The organism is Pseudomonas sp. B21-017 (genome assembly GCF_024749245.1).
Taxonomy (GTDB): domain Bacteria; phylum Pseudomonadota; class Gammaproteobacteria; order Pseudomonadales; family Pseudomonadaceae; genus Aquipseudomonas.
Genome location: NZ_CP087194.1, coordinates 6,489,762 through 6,506,225 on the forward strand (window position 1 = coordinate 6,489,762; position 16,464 = coordinate 6,506,225).

Genomic DNA, 16,464 nt, shown 5'->3' on the forward strand with positions numbered 1-16,464 from the left:
TTCAGATTGATCTTATAAAAGGCGCAATAACATGGGCTCGGGTTTCTTTTCTTCCTGGACATTCTGGGCCCTGATGTCGGCGGCGTTTGCCGCCATGACCGCGATTTTCGCCAAAATCGGCATCGAAAACGTTAACTCGGACTTCGCCACGCTGCTGCGCACGGTGGTGGTTTTGGTCAGCCTGGCCTTGATTTTGTACGCCACGGGCCAATATCAGTCATTAGGATCGATCTCGGCCAGGAGCTACCTGTTCCTGCTGCTGTCGGGACTGGCCACCGGTGCCTCGTGGATCTGCTACTTCCGCGCGTTGAAACTGGGGCCGGCCTCGTTGGTCGCTCCGGTGGACAAGCTCAGCGTGGTGCTGGTGGCGGTGCTCGGCGTAATCCTGCTGGGTGAAAAACTCGACCTGCGCCAATGGAGCGGAATCGGCCTGATTACGGCCGGTGTCGTCATGCTGGCGCTGCGGCGCTAAGCATCCTTCCTACAGAAGCTGTCCACTCGTCCTACAGACTAACGCTAACAGGCCTTATTGCGCTGACTGAAGCTGAACACAACCTGTCAGGCAAAAGCCCGAAACACTCTGCCGCTAGCCAGTAACACTTCAGCTGTGCAACATGGCGCGCGTGCCATCCACAAATGGGAATTCCCTTTATGAAACGTTTTCTTAGCATCGCCATGGCGTTGTGCATCGGCCTGACGATGAGCCTGGACGCCAACGCCAAGCGCTTTGGTGGCGGCAAGAGTGTCGGCGCTGCGCCGACTCACCAGACCAGCCAAATGGCTCCTTCTTCTCCTGGCGTGGGCGGTGCAGCCGCCACTGCCGGCGCGGCCGGTGCCGCTGGCGCTGCCGCCAAGGCCGGCGGTGCTTCGCGTTGGCTCGGCCCTCTGGCCGGTATCGCGGCCGGTGGCCTGCTGGCTTCCATGTTCATGGGCGGCGGCTTCCAGGGCATGCAGTTCTTCGACATCCTGATCATGGCGGTCATCGCCTTCCTGGTCTTCCGCTTCATTGCCGCTCGTCGTCGCAAACAGCAGGAGCATATGGCTCCGGCCGGCGCGCCGATGCAACGTGAAGTGTTCGAGCAGAAGCCAGCCATGGGTTCGATCTTCGGCGGTTCGGCTGCACCTGTTGCCCGTCCGGTGATCAATGCTCCGGCCTGGTTCAACGAACAGCGCTTCGTTGAAGCCGCGCGCAACCATTTCCAGTCCCTGCAACAGCACTGGGACGCCAACGAAATGGACAAGATCGCCGAGTTCGTGACCCCGCAACTGCTGGAGTTCCTCAAGCGCGAACGTGCCGACCTGGGCGACGGCTTCCAGTCGACCTACATCGACAACCTCCAGGTACAACTGGACGGCGTTGATGACCGTGCGGACAAGACCATCGCCACCCTGACCTTCAGCGGCGTGTCGAAGACCTCGCGTTTCGACCAGGGCGAAGTGTTCAGCGAAAGCTGGAACATGGAACGTCCACAGGGCGAAAACCAGCCTTGGCTGGTCGCAGGTATCCGCCAGAACAGCTGATAACTCCGCGTTTCGCATGCTGTAATGAAAACCCCGGCTCTGCCGGGGTTTTCTATTTCACGGTTGCATCTATAGCGAGCTACTGTATAAACCGCCCAAACTAAACCGCGCCATCAAGCAAGAGGATCCCGGACGTGGAAGAAATCATCGAACAACTGCGTGAAGCCAACGAACCGGTACCGGTCCCCTTGGAGTTGCCCGACGAAGATCTGCTGGTAGAAATCGAAGAGCAACTGTTCATCGACATTCCCTTCGTATTCAGAGAATTTCTGCTGACCGTCAGCGATGTAGTCTACGGCAGCCTGGAGCCGGTGACCGTCACCGACCCGCAATCCCACACCTACCTGCCGGACGTTGCCGCCAACGCCTGGGACGCTGGTGTTGATCGCAGCCTGATCCCGATCTGCCAGGACGGTGACAACTACTACTGCGTCGAAGAAGACGGCACCGTGGTGTTGTGGCTGGCCGAAGAAGAGTTACTCGCCGAAGAAACCTGGGAATCGGTCTGGCACTGGGCACGGGACGTCTGGCTGGAAAGCTGATGTACCCCTGCACGATTTTTTGTAGCAGCTGGCGCAGCCTGCGTTCGGCTGCGAAGCAGTCGTAAACCCTGACACCCGGTTAACCTGAATCACCTCGTAGCCTGATTGGCGACTGCTGCGCAGTCGAACGCAGCCTTCGGCAGCTGCTACAGGGACTCGTCACGCTCAATGCTCGGACGAATCCTTGTGGTTATCCAGGGTTTCCAGCAAGGCCACCTGCATCCGCGTATGCACGCGGATGAACCAGCGCCAGAGCAGCGCCGCTATCGCAGCCGCGACCACGACAATCAGCACCAGCAACTTGTTGGTCGGCAGAATACTGGCCGACAAGGCCGCCAGCAGCAGGAAAATCACCAGCAGCGAGAGGATCGGGATCACTTCGGCGATCACCCGACGCACTCGCTGCGTGTGGCGGCCGGCCATCTCCGACTTCACCCCCATTTCTGCCAGCAGCATCGACAGCGCCTTGAGCTTGCGATAGGCGGCGATCAGGAACGGCAGCGACAACAGCAACGCCCCACCCCAGATCAACGCTTTCTGCCAGCTCGGGTCGCTGATCCAGTCTTGCAGGTAAACGGACATGCGCTCGGCGAAGAAGGCGCCCGATAAAAAGATCGCAACCACCAGCGCCAGATTAACCCCCACCTGCAACAGAATCCGCCGAATCATCGACGCCAACAGCGCGCCCTCGCCCTGAGGCTGGATGCTGCGCAGCCATTCGCCATACATCCCCAGCACACGAGCCAGGCGCTGCGGCATCACGGCAGCAAGCTTGATCGACAGCGGATCGGCCGCGCGGATCAGATAGGGCGTCAACAACGTGGTGATCACCGAGACGGCCACAGCCACCGGATAGAGAAAGCTGCTGGTGACCTGCAGCGTCATGCCCAGCGCGGCGATGATGAAAGAGAATTCGCCAATCTGTGAAAGCCCCATCCCCACGCGCAGTGAGGTGCGTCCGTCATTGCCGGCGATAAACGCGCCAAGGCCGCAGGACAGCATCTTGCCCAGCACTACCGCCACAGTGATCACCGCAATCGGCCAGGCGTATTGCAGCAGGATCATCGGGTCGAGCATCAGGCCGATGGCGACGAAGAAGATGGCACTGAACAGGTCGCGAACCGGCTCGATCAACTGCTCGATCTTCAGTAGCTGGCGCGATTCGGCCATGATCGCACCGATCAGGAACGCGCCGAGAACCATGCTGTATTCAAGCTTGACCACCAGCAGGCAGAAGCCGAAACACAGGCCCAGCACGGTAATCAGCAACATCTCATTGCTTTCGAATTTCGCCACATAGGCCAGTAGTCGCGGCACCAGCAGAATACCGATGACCAGTGCGACAATCATGAACAGGGAAAGCTTGCCGACGGTGGAAAAGACTTCGCCGGAACTGACCGTGCCGCTGACGGCGATGCTCGACAGCAAGGCGATGATGCCGATACCGAGGATGTCCTCGACGATCAGTACGCCGAAGATCAACTGCGCAAAACGCTCGTTCTTCATCTTCAGGTCGTTGAGCGCCTTGACGATGATGGTGGTCGAGGAAATCGCCAGGATCGCGCCGAGGAACAGCGAATCCATGGTATTCCAGTCGAACCAGCGGCCGATTTCGTAGCCGATCCAGATCATCAGGACGATTTCCAGGAAAGCCGCGATAAACGCCGTGGCACCGACCTTGAACAGCTTGCGCAGGCTGAACTCCAGCCCCAGGCAGAACATCAGGAAAATCACCCCGAGCTCGGCGAGGGTCTTGATGGTTTCTTCGTCGTGGATCAGGCCGAAGGGCGGCGTGTGCGGGCCGATAATGAAACCGGCGACGATGTAGCCGAGCACCACCGGTTGTTTGAGACGATGAAAGAGCACGGTCACCACACCCGCGATCAACATGATCACTGCCAGATCCTGAATGAAACTGATGGCATGCATGGTGTGTGGCTCCTTCGGGGGTGGGCTTTTGAAGGGTAACACCACGACTTCCGGCGCAAAGACGGTGCAATATATGGAAACAGATCGCTTCGGGCGTGACGGCGCCTCCCCGCCCGGCGTCCCGATAACTGTTGGTTTGAAAAACACCGACAAGCACCCACAGAGGTGCCCCCCAAACCCTGCCTTGAACCCGTGAGTACGTTATGGAACCCGGAAACGCCCAGCTGTCGATGACGGTATTGATGACCCCCGACATGGCCAACTTCTCTGGCAATGTCCACGGCGGCACCCTCCTCAAATACCTCGATGAAGTGGCCTACGCTTGCGCCAGCCGGTATGCCGGCCGTTACGTAGTGACCTTGTCGGTGGATCAGGTGATCTTCCGCGAGCCGATTCATGTCGGTGAGCTGGTGACCTTTCTGGCCTCGGTCAACTACACCGGTAATACCTCGATGGAAGTGGGCATCAAGGTCGTGACCGAGAACATTCGCGAGCGCTCGGTGCGCCACACCAACAGCTGCTTCTTCACCATGGTCGCGGTGGATGACCAGCGTAAACCGGCCTCCGTCCCGCCACTGCAACCGCAGAACAGCGAAGACAAGCGTCGGTACATGCAGGCCCAGCAGCGTCGGCAGATTCGTCAGGAACTGGAAAAGCGCTATCAGGAAATCAAGGGCGACGCTTAAAGCAAAAGATCGCAGCCTGCGGCAGCGCCCACAGACACGCGGGAGCTGCCGAAGGCTGCGATCTTTTCTACCGCCACACCGTTACAAACTGATCGCTACCGCCTCGAACCGCACCCGGGGATGGGCGATCCGGTCCTGCGCCCGCACCAGTTCCAGCTCATAGCTGGCACACGCCTGGGTTTCCAGCAGCACTTCATGCACCGCCGCCGCGGTGAATTCGAAGGCGCTCAGCAGACTGTCACCCAGCAGCACACGCGCCAGGAACAGCCCGGAAGTCAGATCGCCAACGCCCACCGGCTGACGCGGGAACGCCAGCAACGGCCGACGCAAGTGCCAGCTGCCTTCAGCGGTCACCAGCAACATCTCGAAGCCATCCGTCAGTTTGCCGGGATAGTCCAGATGCTTGACCAACACCGCCTTCGGACCGCGCGCCAGCAGCGCCCGCGCCATGGCCAGGCAATCGAACAGTGACTGCGCCTTGCGCCCCGAGAAGCTGTTCAGCTCCAGCTGATTCGGGCACATGAAATCGGCTAACGCCGCCGCCTCTTCCAGCAGGAAATCGCTGACTTCGGCTGGAACACTGCAGCCCTTCTCCGGATGGCCCATCACCGGATCGCAGAGGTACAAGGCTTTGGGATTGATCGATTTGATTCGCTCCACTCCCGCCAGAATCGCCCGCCCTTGGGCCGCGCTGCCGAGGTAGCCGGACAACACGGCGTCGCAGTTGCCCAGTTCGCCAATCGCCGCGATGCCCTCCACCAACTCCGGAATCTGATGCGGGGCCAGCACTTCCCCGGCCCACTGGCCATATTGCGTGTGGTTGGAGAACTGCACGGTATTGAGTGGCCAGACGTTCACCCCGACCCGCTGCATCGGGAAAACCGCGGCGCTGTTGCCAGCGTGGCCGAACACCACATGGGACTGGATGGCGAGCAGATGGGGCGTACGTTTCATGCGGTGAGTTTTCCATAAACCGATTGAAATTCGAGCCGCGCAGTATGCGACTAAACGCAGCCTGTACGACAGACCAGAGACGCAGTTAAGCTGACACTATCTTGTTGGAGCACCCTGTTGATGCTGACCCTAGGAAATATCTTCGTGCTGATGCTGCTCGCCACCGGTGGCGCATGGCTGTGGCACAACCACGGCTTGCGCGAACGCGCACTGGAGCGGGTTCAGCAGCATTGCGCCAAGCTGCGGATCGAGTTGCTGGACGGCAACGTAGCCTTGAAGAAGATCGCTTTCATTAAAGACGCCAACGGCCGTCGGCGCCTGGCCCGTGTGTATAGCTTCGAATTTACCGTGACCGGCGAAACCCGCCACAACGGCACCATCACTCAGTTCGGCGCCCATAGCGCACAGATCGAGCTCGCGCCCTACCCAATGCCATTCGACGACACACCGCCGGTGGTCGAAGTCGCAAAACCCAGCGCCGAGGTGATTGAATTGAGCCAGTGGCGGCAAGAACACACCAAGTGGCGTCCCTGAAGATCAAAAGATCGCAGCCTGCGATTTTTTGATCTTCAAACCGACCGGCAATCGGCCAGATCTCTTTGCAGCGACTCAACATCCTGCACTTCACTGAAAATCAGCTCGATGCGCGAATCCCGTCGCCATTCGCTGGGTTGCCAATCCAGTAACGAGTTATTCAGCGCGTTGGCCGACACCCAACCTTCGACGCTGTGGATAACCAGCTTCGCCCGCAGCCATTCAAGGCTCTCAAGCCACTTTCCGACAAGCACGGCATCGAATGTCTGACTCGGATGCCAGCGCCAGCCGACGCTCCAGCCACCCTCTTGCGCCTGACTCAAGCAAATCGGCTGCGCAGGGTCAGTCCAGATGGCCGGCATCTGTGCCAGCCCCTTGGGCACGATGAAGTTATCCACACCCGCGACAGCCTGAGCCTTGAGGCCCGGTAACTCGCTCAGCGGCAAGACAGCTTGCTGCGTCCAGTACAAAGGACGCGACGGCAACTGTGCGACAACTCGCTGGCGATCACTGTCGTCGAGGCTTTCTGCCTTGTTCAGCAACAGCAACCCGGCACTGTCCAACGCTTGCAGTTGCGCCGCTGGCAGCGGTTTTCCAGCCGCGAGCGCCTGGGCGTCCAGCACCAGCACGCAAGGCTGCACCGCCAGGACGCCTTGCCACGGCGCCTCGCTCAATTGCCTGAGCAACTGCGCCGGATGCCCCAGCCCGGAGGGCTCGATGAACAGTCGATCCGGTCGTGCCTTGCGCAGCAGCCGCCCGAGGCCGACCTGAAACGGCGCACCATTGACGCAACACAAACACCCCCCGGCCACTTCCCCCAGTGCGATACCATCGACGTCCTGGATCAGCAGCGCAGCATCCAGGCCGATCTGGCCGAACTCGTTGATCAGCACCGCCCAGCGCTCACCGGCCGGCCGCTGCGCCAGCAGGTGCTTGATCAGACTGGTCTTGCCGGCACCCAGCGGGCCGGCGATGACGTGGGTGGGAATGTTCTGCAACATGGTCGAAGTTTTCTGAGGAGGTAAAGGATGCGGTTGATGGGATGGTCGTTGCTTCTGGCGCTCATGTCGGGTGAAGCGCTGGCCCAAGCCTGCGTGGTACATAGTACGGCTGAGCGGCTGGACGTGAAGGTCTGCCAGCAGAACCGCAACATCCCGGAAAAACTGTTCGCCGACGGCTTCTGCCAGCCGAATCTGGCCGGGCAGAAAGTCGAGGTGCAGTACGTCGACCAATGCCCCGCCGGCGCGTTCGGGGTATGCAGCAACGCTCAAGTCGCCAATATGCCTTACCGGCAGGATATTCACTATTACGGCGTGGCCACCGATGCGGCGTATCTGAAGCCGTTTTGCGAAGCCCAGAGCCAGGGAACCTGGCTCAAACCTTGAGCTGTCAGCCCAGCCAGTCGAGGGTCAGGATCAAACGACGCTCGCCCGGTGCCGGCTGCGGCGAACGGTGAACCAGACCGAAACCTTCGTTGCCGTGCCACTTCTCTCCTTTAAGCAGCGCCACTTCGCCGCTGGAGATACGCTGGATCAGCGAATCATCCTGGGGTTCGGCGTCAGGCTCGCCTAATCGGCGGCGATCCATCGCCCCTTCTTTCAGCCACTGGCTGCCGACCCCTGCGTAGGTAGTGATCAACCGCACCGGCACATGATCGACGTGGAAACGCGGGCACATGGCTTTGTCCAGAACCCGCAGGCGTAGGCCGATGCGTTGGGCGCCCAACAGGCAGGCGAACGCGCTGACCAGCCAGGAAACGTCGGCGATAAAACCTTCGTAACCTTCAAGATCGCTGAAGCCTGAGGCTAAACCGTGGAGATTGGGTTCGGCTTCATCACTGGCCATTTCAAGGGAAAGCGACTCGGCCAGCGGCTGGTTCAGGGACAACAGCAAGCGACCGAAATCGGCAATGTGCGCCGGCAGTTGGCGTTGCCAGAGGGCGAGGTTCACACCGTCGTCCAGAATCCCGGTCAGCACCTTTGGCGTTTCACCTTGAACCTGAGCAATGAGCGGTCGCCGCTTCAGACTGGGCGCCAGCATCAGGCAGCCGCCTCTTCGTGCCAGAGACCGAACGGATCGGGCAACAGCCGCCACCCCTCGACGCCCAAGACCATTTCATCATCCGTCAGCAGGCAGTTATCAAGTTCGGCGGTGAGTTGTGCAAAGTCGATGTTCTGACCGATAAACACCAGTTCCTGCCGGCAATCGCCGGTGGCGGCCGTCCAGTTCTCCATGATCCCGGCGGTGCTTTCTTCGTCTTGCGGCCACTGGTTTTTCGGCACGAAACGCCACCAGCGCCCGGCAAACCCGTAACGCATCAAGCCGCCGGCCTGGGACCAGCTGCCGGCATCCATGTGTTTGCTGGCCAGCCAGAAAAAGCCCTTGGAACGCAGCAGTTTGCCGTTCACCCACGGGCGATCGATGAAGCTGAAAAAACGCTGCGGATGAAACGGTCGCCGCGCCCGATAAGCCGTGGAGGCAATACCGTACTCCTCGGTTTCCGGCACGTGTTCACCGCGCAATTCCTGTAACCATCCTGGTGCCTGAGCGGCCTTCTCGAAGTCGAAACGCCCAGTGTTGAGGATTTTCTTGAGTGGCACCTCGCCCATGACCATCGGAATGATCTCGGCCTGGGCATTGAGCCGTTCGAGGATCGCGATCAGCTCCTGGCGTTCGCGGCTGCTGATCAAATCGATCTTGCTGATCAGGATCACGTCGGCGAATTCGATCTGCTCGATCAACAGGTCAGTGATCGAGCGCTCGTCCTCCTCGCCCAGGGTTTCACCACGGGAAGCGAGGCTTTCGGCGGCTTGGTAGTCGAGCAGGAAGTTCATGCCGTCGACCACGGTGACCATGGTGTCGAGCCGCGCAATGTCGGCCAGGCTCTGCCCTTCTTCATCGCGAAAGGTGAAGGTTTCCGCCACGGGCAGCGGCTCGGAAATGCCGGTGGACTCGATCAGCAGATAATCGAAACGACCGTCCCTGGCGAGTTTGCTGACTTCTTCGAGCAGGTCTTCGCGCAACGTACAGCAAATGCAACCGTTGCTCATTTCCACGAGTTTTTCTTCGGCACGGTTCAGGCTGACATCGCGTTGAACTTCACTGCCATCGATGTTGATTTCGCTCATGTCGTTGACGATCACCGCGACCCGCAGATTATCGCGATTACGTAGTACGTAATTCAGCAGTGTACTTTTTCCGGCGCCGAGAAAGCCCGACAGGACGGTCACGGGGAGACGATTGGGCATCAGGTATTCCTCACAGGGATGCCCGGTCGCAATGTCGGGCTTAATTTATGTTATAGTATAACAACACAAACAAGCCACTCCCCCTCTTGCCCACAACGACAAAGGGCACGATGCTTTAACCCGTCCGCCCCTTGAGAAATGCCATGGGAAACGCTCTGAGATTCTCGCTGTTGAGCCTTTCGCTGCTGATTGCGGTCGATGCCTGGGGACAGATCCCAAGCCTGGCCAAATGCACCCGTAGCGCCAATCTGCTGGCCTGCGTGGATGCCGACGGCAATGCCTACAGCGTTAACACCGTCGGTAGCACGATCTACTTGCGCGGCTTCGAAGTGGCCGGTAAACGCTATTGGGCGCAGACCAACAGCCGCTACGGGCAACTGACGTTCTTTACCGGCATCGCGTCCGATGGCGAAGCCTGGGTCGGCTACAACCGCCGGGTTGGCTGGACAACCATCAATCGGTTCTCCAGTTCCGGGGGCAGCAGCGCGAAGTTCACCTGTAGCCGGCTGACCGGCTGTTAGGCCTGCGCTTTCTTCTGCTCCTGTTGCCAGGCGATGTAGCTGTTCATTGGGGGATTCTTCTGAAAGTAACGCTGCAAGCCGTCGAACAAGCCATCAGCCACCGCCTGCTGATGCCGCGCCGTCACCAGTCGCTGGCTGTCGCGGGCGTTCGAGATGAAGCCGGTTTCCACCAGAATCGACGGCACATCCGGCGACTTCAACACCGCAAATCCCGCCTGCTCCACACGCTTCTGATGCAGCGTGGTAATGCCCGCCAGGCTGCCGAGCACCGTATTGCCCAACTGCAAACTGGCGGCGATGGTGGCGTTCATCGACATGTCGAGAATCACCCCGGCGAGCATCGGATCCTTGTCCTTGAGATTGAGCAGGCTGGTGGCGCCCAACAGGTCCGCGCCGTTCTCCCGTTGCGCCATGAAGCGCGCCGTGGCCGAGGTCGCGCCGCCTTCGGACAGGCAGTACACCGACGCACCTGAAGCGGTGAGGCGCGGCGCGGCGTCCGCATGGACCGAGATGAACATGTCGGCCTTGTGCTTGCGGGCGATCTCCACGCGCTTGCGCAGTGGGACGAAGAAGTCATCGTTACGCACCAGTTTCACGTCGAAGCCCTTTTCACGCTTCAGCCTCTTGGCCAACAGCTGGGCGATCGATAGCACCACGTCTTTCTCCCGCTCACCTTTGGCGCCGACCGCGCCCGGGTCTTTGCCGCCGTGACCAGGGTCGACCACCACAATGATGTCGCGCTTGGGATGAGCCTTGTCGATGATGGGCTCACGTTTTTCCGACGGCGCCGCCGCGATCTGTAGCGGAGCAATGGCCTTCAGATCGAGCACCAATCGGTGCCCCTGCCCATCCTGTGGTGGCAACAGGAAGCTGTTGAGCTGCACCGGACCGCTGAGGTCGAGGACGATCCGCGTATCGCCCTGACCGAAATGCCCGGAACGGATCGCGCGAATCACCGAGTTGTCGAGCGCCAGCTGACTGAAGTCGCCACTGAAGTTGGCGCCACTCAGATCGATGATCAGCCGCTCCGGAGCACTCAGGGAAAAAGTTTTGTACTGCACCGGCCCGCTCAGATCGAACACCAGTCGCAGCTTGTCGTCCGAACGCCACAGTCGTGCATTGCGAATTTGCGTGGCCGACACACCAAAAGGTAACGCAAAGGCCGCGCTGGCCAGAATCAGGTTGAGCAAGTGACGTCTGTGCATGATGAAAGCTCGTTCACGAAAAAGGCATCGTCGATTTGATTGTTATAATATAACATGCCAAATCAACTCCAATGATGGACCTGCTCATGAATGCGCTGACTCTGCCGGATATCGCCGCGCAGGCCTCACGCCAAGCCCTGCCACTCGATTGGGTGGGCATGTGCGGCATTGCTCTTCCTGTTTTATTCGATGGCCAGCGACTGAGTGCAAAAGCCGACGCTGGCGTTAGCCTCGACGATGGAGAGGCGCGTGGCATCCATATGTCGCGGCTGTACCTGGCGCTGGAAATGCTTGAGCAGGAAAACCTTTCACCCGCGTTGTTGCGGCGAGTCTTGCTGAGTTTTCTCGAGACTCATGAAGGACTTTCCCACAACGCTTACCTAAAAATTCACACCGAACTTCTGCTCAAAAGACCCGCGCTCGTCAGTCCGTTGTCCGGCTGGAAAACCTATCCGGTGAGCATCGAAGCGAGTCTGAAAAACGCGATGTTCCACGTGGAACTAAAAATCGACGTGCCTTATTCCTCAACCTGTCCATGCTCAGCAGCCCTTTCGAGGCAGCTGATTCAGCAGCAATTCGTTGATGACTTCGCCAATCAACCATTGCAACACGCAGACGTTCTGGCTTGGCTCGGTTCCACGAAAGGCATCGTCGCGACCCCGCATAGCCAACGCAGTAATGCGCAATTGCAGCTGCGTCTGGATGACTATCTGGATGACCTGCCGTTGATCGCCGCGATCAACGACGCGGAAGCCGCTCTCGGCACTGCTTTGCAAACCGCCGTGAAACGCGCCGACGAACAAGCTTTCGCCCTCGCCAACGGTCAGAACCTGATGTTCTGCGAAGACGCCGCGCGACGCTTGAACCTGGCATTGAAACGCTCCCCAGGCATCAACGCCTTTCACGTGCGAGTCGTCCACGCTGAAAGCCTTCACGCCCATGATGCCGTCGCCGAAAGCCGCTGGAACTGGGAGGCCGCATGATTCGATGCCAAGCCTTGCGCTGGGGCGCACCCGGTCAGCCGCTCACTCCAGCAGTTGATTTCGAACTGCCCAAGGGGAGTCTGACCGCCGTCATCGGCGCCAACGGGTCGGGCAAAAGCAGCCTGCTGAAAGTCATCGCCGGCCTGCAAAAGCCACTGGCCGGCAACGTCGTCATTGATGTTCCACGAAAGGGCGGCCTTTCGTTCCTGCCTCAGCAACAACACTTGGACCGGCAGTTCCCCATCAGCCTGCAAGAGTTGGTGGCCGCAGGTTTCTGGGGCAGCAAGCAAACTCCGGAAATTCGCAGCCAGCGACTCAAGGCTGCACTGGAAGACTGGTGCCTGAGCGGTCTGGAACATCGCCCGTTAATGGCCCTCTCCGGAGGCGAATTGCAACGTGCCCTACTCGCCCGACTGAGCCTCGCGGAAGCGCCCTTGCTGCTGCTCGACGAACCCCACGCCGCGCTCGACGAACTCGGCCAGGCGCTGCTCTGGAAACACCTCCACGCCTGGCATGCAGACGGTCGAACCCTGGTCGTGGTGTGTCATGACCTGGCCGCCGTGCGCCAACAGATTCCACAAGCGCTACTGATCAAAAGCAGCGGCTGCGTCCTCGGCCCCAGTACCGAGCTGATTCGCCAACAACCTCAGACGCAGGTGGCTTGATGATCGCCGCTGCTCACCTTTGGCAACCGTTTCACGAATTCGTGTTCATGCGTCGGGCACTGCTGGGTGGCCTTGTTCTAGCCTGCAGCACGGCGCCGCTTGGGGTGTTTCTGATTCTGCGGCGCATGAGTCTGATCGGCGACGCAGTGGCTCACGGCATCTTGCCCGGCGCCGCATTGGGCTTCTGGTACGCAGGCTTGAGCCTACCCGCGCTGACCATTGGCGGCCTCGGTGCCGGCCTGAGCATGGCCGGACTGGCCGCCTGGATTACCCGTCGCACCGGCTTGCGGGAGGACGCGAGCCTGGCCGCGATTTACCCGATATCGCTGGCCAGCGGCGTGCTGATCCTCGGTATCGCCGGCAAGCGGCTGGACCTGTTGCACCTGTTATTCGGTTCGGCGCTGGCGGTCGATGGCCCGACCTTGACCGGCATGCTCTGGGTCTCGGGCTTCAGCCTGCTCGCCATGGCCCTGATCTACAAACCACTGTTGCTGGACACCCTCGACCCGCTCTTTCTGCAAACCGTCAGCCGTCTCGGGCCGCTGGCTCACGGGGTATTTCTGACGTTGGTGGTGCTGAACCTGGTGATCGGTTTCCAGGCTATCGGCGCGCTGATGGTGGTCGGTTTGATGATGCTGCCGGCCGCCGCTTCTCGCTTCTGGAGTCGTCGTTTGCCGGTACTGATCATCATCGCCGCGTTGCTCGGCAGCTTCTCGGTCTGGCTCGGATTGTTGCTGTCGTTCTACTACTCGCTGCCCAGCGGCCCGGCAATCGTGCTGGTGGCTGGCGGTGTGTATCTGCTGTCCGTGGTGTTCGGTCCGGTACACGGTTTGCTGCGCCGCCCGCCTTTGCTCACATCCCAATGAGGTGTAACCCGATGCGCGCTTTACTCGTGCTGTTCAGTCTGATGCTGTCGATGTCGCTGTCTGCCGCGGAAAAACTCCAGGTGGTCACCAGCTTCAGCATCCTCGCCGACATGACCCATCAGGTTGGCGGCGACCATATTCAGATCACCAACATGGTCGGTCCGGACGCCGATGCCCACACCTACGAACCGACGCCGGATGATGCAAAGGCACTGCTCAACACCAAACTGATCATCAAGAACGGGCTGGGTTTCGAGCCATGGCTGGACCGCCTGGTGACCAGCACCGAAACCAAAGCCCCGGTCATCAACGCCAGCCACGGTGTCATTCCGCGCTCGCTGGATGAAGACGGCGAAACCATTCCCGACCCGCACGCCTGGCACAACCTGGCGAACACCGAGTTGTACATCAGCAACATCACCAAAGCGCTGATCGCCGCCGACCCTGCAAACAAAGCTGACTACGAACACAACAGCCAGGCCTATCTGAAAAAGATCTACGCCTTGCTCGCCGAGGCTAAAGCCAAGCTCGGTTCGCTGCCGCCGGGTAATCGCAAAATCGTCACCTCCCATGATGCCTTCGGCTATCTCGGTCAGGCTTACGGCATCAACTTCATGGCGCCGCAAGGCCTGTCCACAGAACGCGAACCTTCGGCCGCCGAAGTCGCTGCGCTGATCACACAGATCCGTCAGGCCAAGGTCAAAGCGGTGTTCATGGAAAACATCAAGGACACGCGCCTGCTCAAGCAAATCGCTGATGAAAGCGGCGCGCATATCGGTGGCACGTTGTACTCCGATGCCCTCGCTGCAACCGGCCCGGCCAGCACCTTCACCGGGCTGTTCGAATACAACCTCAACACTTTGTACGAGGCATTGAGCAAGCCATGATCCGCAAGAATCCTTCAGGTGATCTGCCATTGATTGCGGAGTCGGCGTACGTGGATAAAACCGCAATCATCTGCGGCAAAGTGGTGATCGGCGAGAACGTCTTCGTCGGCCCCTACGCGGTGATTCGCGCCGATGAAGTGGACGACTCGGGCGAGATGGAAGCAATCACCATCGGCGCCAATTCGAACATCCAGGATGGCGTGGTGATCCACTCCAAGTCCGGCGCGGCGGTGACCATCGGCGAGTTCAGCTCCATCGCCCACCGCTCCATCGTCCACGGACCCTGCAGGGTCGGTAATCGCGTGTTCATCGGTTTCAACAGCGTGCTGTTCAACTGCGCGGTGGGCGACGGTTGCGTGGTGCGGCACAACTCGGTAGTCGATGGTCGTGACTTGCCTGACGCCTTCTACGTGCCCTCCACCACACGCATCGGCCCCAACACCGACCTGTCGCAGTTCCCACCCGTCAGCGTCAGCGCCTCGGAGTTTTCCGAAGACGTAGCACGCACCAACGTCGATTTGGTGCGCGGCTACAAAGCCCTGCAGAACGAGTTCTGACCATGAGCAGCGTGCTGATTCGCAACGCCCGGCTGGTGAACGAAGGTCGGGAATTCGACGGTGATCTGCTGGTAAGCCACGGTCGCATCGTCAAGATCGCCAGCAGCATCGAAGGTGAAAAAGCCGCTGTGGAACTCGACGCAAACGGCCAACGGCTGCTGCCAGGCATGATCGATGACCAGGTGCATTTCCGTGACCCAGGAGCACCGGACAAGGGCAGCTTCCATACTGAATCTCGAGCTGCGGTGGCCGGCGGCATCACCAGCTTCATGGACATGCCCAACACCTCGCCGGCCACCCTGACCCTCGCCGCGCTGGCAGACAAGAAACGTCGAGCGGCAACTCACTCAGTGGCCAATTACGGTTTTCATTTCGGCGTGAGCAACGACAATCTCGATACCGTCGCCGCACTCAATCCTTGCGAAGTGGCCGGGGTCAAAGTGTTCATGGGCGCCTCCACGGGCAATATGCTGGTGGACGATCCGCGAATTCTTGAGCGGTTATTCGCCGAGGTGCCGACCCTTTTATTGGCCCACTGCGAACACACGCCCAGCATTGAAGCCAACGCGGCGAACCTGCGAGAGCTGTTCGACGAGCACCTTCCGCCCGCCGCTCACGCGCTTATCCGCAATGCCGAAGCGTGCTTTCGATCCTCCTCAATGGCCGTCGATCTAGCCAGACGTCACGGCACCCGGCTGCACGTTTTGCACCTGACCACCGCCCGTGAACTGGCACTGTTCGAAGACAAGCCGCTGGCACAGAAACGCATCACCGCCGAGGTTTGTCTGCACCACTTGTTGTTCGACGACCGCGACTACCCGAGCCTCGGCAACCTGATCAAATGCAACCCGGCAATCAAGACCCAGGCCGACCGCGACGCCTTGCGCAACGCACTGTCGGGTAATCGACTGGACGTGATCGGCAGCGATCACGCACCTCACACCTGGGCCGAAAAACAGCGCCCCTACAACCAGGCGCCGTCCGGTTTGCCGTTGGTGCAACACGCCCTGCCCGCGCTGCTGGAGCTGGTGGCTGATGGGATCGTGCCGATCACCACCCTTGTGGCCAAAACCAGTCACCGGGTCGCCGATCTGTTTGCCATCCCCGACCGCGGCTACCTGCGCGAAGGGTATTGGGCCGACCTGGTGTTGATCAAACCCGAGCCCGATGGCGTGGCCGTTTCCCGGCAACCCATCCTTTCGCAATGTGGCTGGACGCCCTTCGCCCGGCATCGCTTTCGCCACAGCGTCAGCACCACGGTCGTGTCGGGACAAATTGCGTGGCACGACAAACGTCTTAATGATAACTGTCAGGGCTTACCGCTACGGTTTATGCGCTGACGCAGGTTATCGAAAACATTCGAGAA

General features: G+C 59.9%; 19 protein-coding genes. 13 read left to right on the top strand and 6 right to left on the bottom strand.

Annotation, left to right across the window (positions count from 1 at the left end; translation table 11 throughout):
- Window positions 1-31: 31 nt before the first annotated feature.
- The 3 genes from LOY28_RS29600 (at window position 32) to LOY28_RS29610 (ending at window position 2,063) form a co-directional block, all read left to right on the top strand.
- Entirely contained in the window at window positions 32-472 is a 441-nt protein-coding gene (locus tag LOY28_RS29600) for an EamA family transporter (protein ID WP_018927368.1), read from the top strand.
- A gap of 179 nt (window positions 473-651) precedes the next feature.
- Window positions 652-1,521 (top strand): Tim44 domain-containing protein, encoded by an 870-nt coding sequence (locus tag LOY28_RS29605; RefSeq protein ID WP_018927367.1) that lies wholly within the window; start codon window positions 652-654, stop codon window positions 1,519-1,521.
- A gap of 134 nt (window positions 1,522-1,655) precedes the next feature.
- Window positions 1,656-2,063 carry an SMI1/KNR4 family protein gene (locus tag LOY28_RS29610; RefSeq protein WP_007934432.1) on the top strand — a complete coding sequence of 136 codons (408 nt, stop codon included), beginning with the start codon at window positions 1,656-1,658 and terminating at the stop codon, window positions 2,061-2,063.
- 165 nt (window positions 2,064-2,228) lie between these two features.
- Here LOY28_RS29610 and LOY28_RS29615 read toward each other — a convergent pair whose 3' ends face one another.
- On the bottom strand, window positions 2,229-3,992 hold the full coding sequence (locus LOY28_RS29615) for a cation:proton antiporter (RefSeq protein ID WP_018927366.1): 1,764 nt from the start codon (window positions 3,990-3,992) through the stop codon (window positions 2,229-2,231).
- A 203-nt stretch (window positions 3,993-4,195) separates the two neighbouring features.
- Between LOY28_RS29615 and LOY28_RS29620 the strand changes: the two genes are divergently transcribed.
- Entirely contained in the window at window positions 4,196-4,678 is a 483-nt protein-coding gene (locus tag LOY28_RS29620; protein ID WP_007934430.1) for an acyl-CoA thioesterase, read from the top strand.
- An 81-nt stretch (window positions 4,679-4,759) separates the two neighbouring features.
- Here the strand turns inward: LOY28_RS29620 and pdxY are convergent, their stop codons facing one another.
- Window positions 4,760-5,632, bottom strand: coding sequence for a pyridoxal kinase PdxY (gene pdxY, locus LOY28_RS29625; RefSeq protein WP_018927365.1), 873 nt, complete (start codon window positions 5,630-5,632; stop codon window positions 4,760-4,762).
- A 120-nt stretch (window positions 5,633-5,752) separates the two neighbouring features.
- Here pdxY and LOY28_RS29630 point away from each other — a divergent pair, with 120 nt between their 5' ends.
- On the top strand, window positions 5,753-6,166 hold the full coding sequence (locus tag LOY28_RS29630) for a DUF3301 domain-containing protein (protein ID WP_018927364.1): 414 nt from the start codon (window positions 5,753-5,755) through the stop codon (window positions 6,164-6,166).
- Between the two features lie 35 nt (window positions 6,167-6,201).
- On the opposite strand, the gene LOY28_RS29635 is transcribed toward LOY28_RS29630, so the two are convergent.
- Window positions 6,202-7,167 (bottom strand): GTP-binding protein, encoded by a 966-nt coding sequence (locus LOY28_RS29635; protein ID WP_258612880.1) that lies wholly within the window; start codon window positions 7,165-7,167, stop codon window positions 6,202-6,204.
- A 27-nt stretch (window positions 7,168-7,194) separates the two neighbouring features.
- Between LOY28_RS29635 and LOY28_RS29640 the strand changes: the two genes are divergently transcribed.
- A complete protein-coding gene (locus LOY28_RS29640) occupies window positions 7,195-7,551 on the top strand; it encodes a hypothetical protein (protein ID WP_018927362.1) in 357 nt (118 codons plus the stop codon).
- Between the two features lie 4 nt (window positions 7,552-7,555).
- On the opposite strand, the gene LOY28_RS29645 is transcribed toward LOY28_RS29640, so the two are convergent.
- Together LOY28_RS29645 and zigA are read right to left on the bottom strand one after the other, a co-directional pair.
- Window positions 7,556-8,206 (bottom strand): DUF1826 domain-containing protein, encoded by a 651-nt coding sequence (locus LOY28_RS29645; RefSeq protein WP_018927361.1) that lies wholly within the window; start codon window positions 8,204-8,206, stop codon window positions 7,556-7,558.
- A complete protein-coding gene (gene zigA, locus LOY28_RS29650) occupies window positions 8,206-9,414 on the bottom strand; it encodes a zinc metallochaperone GTPase ZigA (protein ID WP_064621164.1) in 1,209 nt (402 codons plus the stop codon). Before zigA ends, LOY28_RS29645 begins: the two co-directional genes overlap by 1 nt.
- A gap of 143 nt (window positions 9,415-9,557) precedes the next feature.
- Between zigA and LOY28_RS29655 the strand changes: the two genes are divergently transcribed.
- Window positions 9,558-9,935: a hypothetical protein gene (locus tag LOY28_RS29655; RefSeq protein WP_018927359.1), complete on the top strand. Its 378-nt coding sequence runs from the start codon at window positions 9,558-9,560 to the stop codon at window positions 9,933-9,935.
- On the opposite strand, the gene LOY28_RS29660 is transcribed toward LOY28_RS29655, so the two are convergent.
- Entirely contained in the window at window positions 9,932-11,140 is a 1,209-nt protein-coding gene (locus tag LOY28_RS29660) for an N-acetylmuramoyl-L-alanine amidase (RefSeq protein ID WP_258612881.1), read from the bottom strand. The two genes, LOY28_RS29655 and LOY28_RS29660, sit on opposite strands and share 4 nt — an antisense overlap.
- An 86-nt stretch (window positions 11,141-11,226) precedes the next feature.
- Here LOY28_RS29660 and folE2 point away from each other — a divergent pair, with 86 nt between their 5' ends.
- From folE2 to LOY28_RS29690, 6 genes are read left to right on the top strand one after another with little or no spacing between them, the layout of a single operon-like run.
- On the top strand, window positions 11,227-12,123 hold the full coding sequence (gene folE2 / locus LOY28_RS29665; RefSeq protein ID WP_258612882.1) for a GTP cyclohydrolase FolE2: 897 nt from the start codon (window positions 11,227-11,229) through the stop codon (window positions 12,121-12,123).
- A complete protein-coding gene (locus LOY28_RS29670) occupies window positions 12,120-12,788 on the top strand; it encodes a metal ABC transporter ATP-binding protein (RefSeq protein ID WP_018927356.1) in 669 nt (222 codons plus the stop codon). Before folE2 ends, LOY28_RS29670 begins: the two co-directional genes overlap by 4 nt.
- Window positions 12,788-13,654, top strand: a complete 867-nt coding sequence (locus tag LOY28_RS29675) for a metal ABC transporter permease (RefSeq protein WP_096479339.1) — start codon at window positions 12,788-12,790, stop codon at window positions 13,652-13,654. Before LOY28_RS29670 ends, LOY28_RS29675 begins: the two co-directional genes overlap by 1 nt.
- 11 nt (window positions 13,655-13,665) lie before the next feature.
- Window positions 13,666-14,541: a metal ABC transporter substrate-binding protein gene (locus tag LOY28_RS29680; protein ID WP_018927354.1), complete on the top strand. Its 876-nt coding sequence runs from the start codon at window positions 13,666-13,668 to the stop codon at window positions 14,539-14,541.
- Window positions 14,538-15,098: a DapH/DapD/GlmU-related protein gene (locus LOY28_RS29685; protein ID WP_018927353.1), complete on the top strand. Its 561-nt coding sequence runs from the start codon at window positions 14,538-14,540 to the stop codon at window positions 15,096-15,098. Before LOY28_RS29680 ends, LOY28_RS29685 begins: the two co-directional genes overlap by 4 nt.
- Before the next feature lie 2 nt (window positions 15,099-15,100).
- Window positions 15,101-16,438 carry a dihydroorotase gene (locus LOY28_RS29690; RefSeq protein ID WP_258612883.1) on the top strand — a complete coding sequence of 446 codons (1,338 nt, stop codon included), beginning with the start codon at window positions 15,101-15,103 and terminating at the stop codon, window positions 16,436-16,438.
- The last annotated feature ends 26 nt before the right edge of the window (window positions 16,439-16,464 follow it).